We start from the raw sequence: 2,409 nt of genomic DNA on the forward strand, positions 1-2,409 counted from the left end.
GAGCGAGGGGTGGCCCGCCCCGGCGCGGCCCCCTAGGCTCGCGCCCATGACCTACGACGCAGCCGTGACGTACGACCGCTACAACACCCCGTTGATGAAGGTCATCGACGCCGTGCCGGCCGACGCCTGGCAGGCGCCGAGCCCGTGCCAGGGCTGGAACACCGGCGAGGTCGTCCAGCACCTCATCGACACCCAGCGCGAATTCCTCCTCGGTCACGGCGTCGACCTGGCACAACTGCCCCACGACCTCGACCCGGCCACGGCCTGGCGCACGCACGCCGAGATGGTCTCTCGCGCGCTGATCGAGCCCGGCACCGGCGACCGCGAGTACCAGGGGGCGTTCGGCACGACGACGATCGGTGCCACGATGGCCTCGTTCTACACGTTCGACCTCGTCGCGCACCGCTGGGACATCGCGCGCGGCGCCGGCCACGACACCGACTTCACCGAGGCAGAACTCGACTTCCTGGAGGCGAGTGCGGACGCGTGGGGAGACAACCTCTACACCCAGGGCGTCTGCGCTCCGGCCATCGACGTGCCGGCCGATGCCCCGCGCCAAACCCGCGTGCTCGGTCGCCTGGGTCGCGACACGAACTGGTCGGCCGGCCGCTGAACGTACGCGCCGGATCGCCACGGAGTGAACCGCGTGGTTCGTCGCAGCGCACCGGTCGCACTATCCTTCTGCGTGGTCGCCCAAATTGCGGCCACCCAGGCATTCCCGGAAGGACACCATGGCTACGCTCCACCCTGCCCTTGAGCCGATCCTCGATGAGGTCGTGCGACGCAACGCCGGCGAAGTGGAGTTCCACCAGGCCGTCCAGGAAGTCCTCGAGTCGTTCGGCCCGGTCGTCGACCGGCACCCCGAGTACGCCGAGGCGTCGATCCTGTCGCGCATCTGCGAGCCCGAGCGTCAGATCATCTTCCGCGTGCCGTGGGTCGACGACGCCGGCCGGGTCCAGATCAACCGTGGTTTCCGCGTCGAATTCAACTCCGCGCTCGGCCCGTACAAGGGCGGTCTGCGGTTCCACCCGAGCGTGTACCTGGGCATCGTCAAGTTCCTCGGCTTCGAGCAGATCTTCAAGAACGCCCTGACCGGCATGCCGATCGGCGGCGGCAAGGGCGGCTCCGACTTCGACCCCAAGGGCAAGTCCAACGGCGAGGTCATGCGCTTCTGCCAGTCCTTCATGACCGAGCTGTACCGCCACATCGGCGAGTACACCGACGTCCCGGCCGGTGACATCGGTGTCGGTGGCCGCGAGATCGGCTACCTCTTCGGCCAGTACAAGCGCATCACCAACCGCTACGAGGCCGGCGTCCTGACCGGCAAGGGCCTGACATGGGGCGGGTCGCAGGCGCGCACCGAGGCCACCGGGTACGGCACCGTGTTCTTCGTCGACGAGATGCTGCGCACCGACGGAGATTCGTTCGACGGCAAGCGTGTCGTCGTGTCCGGGTCGGGCAACGTGGCCATCTACGCGATCGAGAAGGTCCACCAGCTCGGCGGCACCGTCGTCGCGTGCTCCGACTCCTCCGGCTACGTCGTCGACGAGGCCGGCATCGACGTCGCCCTGCTGCGCGACGTCAAGGAGAACCGTCGCGGCCGCATCGCCGATTATGCCGCCGAGCGTGACGGGACCACCCTGGTCACCGACGGCCAGATCTGGGACGTGCCGTGCGACATTGCGCTGCCGTGCGCCACCCAGAACGAACTGCCCGCCGCCGGTGCCAAGGCCCTCGTGCTCAACGGCGTCAAGTACCTCGCCGAGGGCGCGAACATGCCGACCACCCCCGAGGGCATCAAGATCCTGCGCGAGGCCGGCGTGCACTTTGCTCCGGGCAAGGCGGCCAACGCCGGTGGTGTGGCCACCTCCGCGCTGGAGATGCAGCAGAACGCCTCGCGCGACTCGTGGACCTTCGAATACACGGAGAAGCGTTTGGCCAAGGTCATGGCCGGCATCCACGACGACTGTGTCGCCACCGCCGACGAGTACGGCCTGCCCGGTGACTACGTCGCCGGCGCCAACATCGCCGGGTTCATCAAGGTCGCCGACGCGATGCTCGCGATGGGTGTCATCTGAGCCACGGGTGTCATCTGAGCAACGACAGGGCCTGAACCCACCCCGGCTCAGGCCGCCCGGCTGCTCTCATCGCGCAGCCACGTCGTGAAGTCACCGCGACGCACCTGCCGACGCGCCCGCCACCGCGCATCCACGGTTAGGGCCAGGAACACCGCCATCGGCCCGATCAGCCGCCGATCGCGTCGTACGACTCCCGCCAACGTGGCCGGAGTCGTGCGGGCCGCGGCCGAGCGCACCCCCGCCTGATCGGCCTGGGCGTTGCCGACCACGACGCGGGCGCGCCGGCGCCGCAGATCGGCGACCTGCTTCGGCGGCCAGATGGTCACGCTCG

Annotated in this window: 3 protein-coding genes; 2 read left to right on the forward strand and 1 reads right to left on the reverse strand. The window is 69.1% G+C overall.

Translation table 11 applies throughout. From position 1 onward, the window contains the following. The first annotated feature begins 46 nt into the window (after positions 1 to 46). Together KD1_RS07165 and gdhA are read left to right on the forward strand one after the other, a co-directional pair. On the forward strand, positions 47 to 613 hold the full coding sequence (locus KD1_RS07165; RefSeq protein ID WP_068399666.1) for a TIGR03086 family metal-binding protein: 567 nt from the start codon (positions 47 to 49) through the stop codon (positions 611 to 613). A gap of 118 nt (positions 614 to 731) precedes the next feature. Continuing rightward, positions 732 to 2,078, forward strand: coding sequence for an NADP-specific glutamate dehydrogenase (gdhA, locus tag KD1_RS07170; RefSeq protein WP_068399670.1), 1,347 nt, complete (start codon positions 732 to 734; stop codon positions 2,076 to 2,078). Between the two features lie 47 nt (positions 2,079 to 2,125). Here the strand turns inward: gdhA and KD1_RS16805 are convergent. Then, on the reverse strand, positions 2,126 to 2,409 hold a 284-nt coding region (locus KD1_RS16805; protein WP_217995823.1), incomplete at its 5' end, for a hypothetical protein.

Origin of the sequence: Kribbia dieselivorans NBRC 106261 (assembly GCF_001552435.1) — a bacterium.
Lineage (GTDB): Bacteria > Actinomycetota > Actinomycetes > Actinomycetales > Dermatophilaceae > Kribbia > Kribbia dieselivorans.

Coding starts and splice junctions, on each gene's coding strand:
- gdhA (WP_068399670.1), top strand. CDS start 732: ATGGCTACGCTCCACCCTGCCCTTGAGCCGATCCTCGATGAGGTCGTG.
- KD1_RS07165 (WP_068399666.1), top strand. CDS start 47: ATGACCTACGACGCAGCCGTGACGTACGACCGCTACAACACCCCGTTG.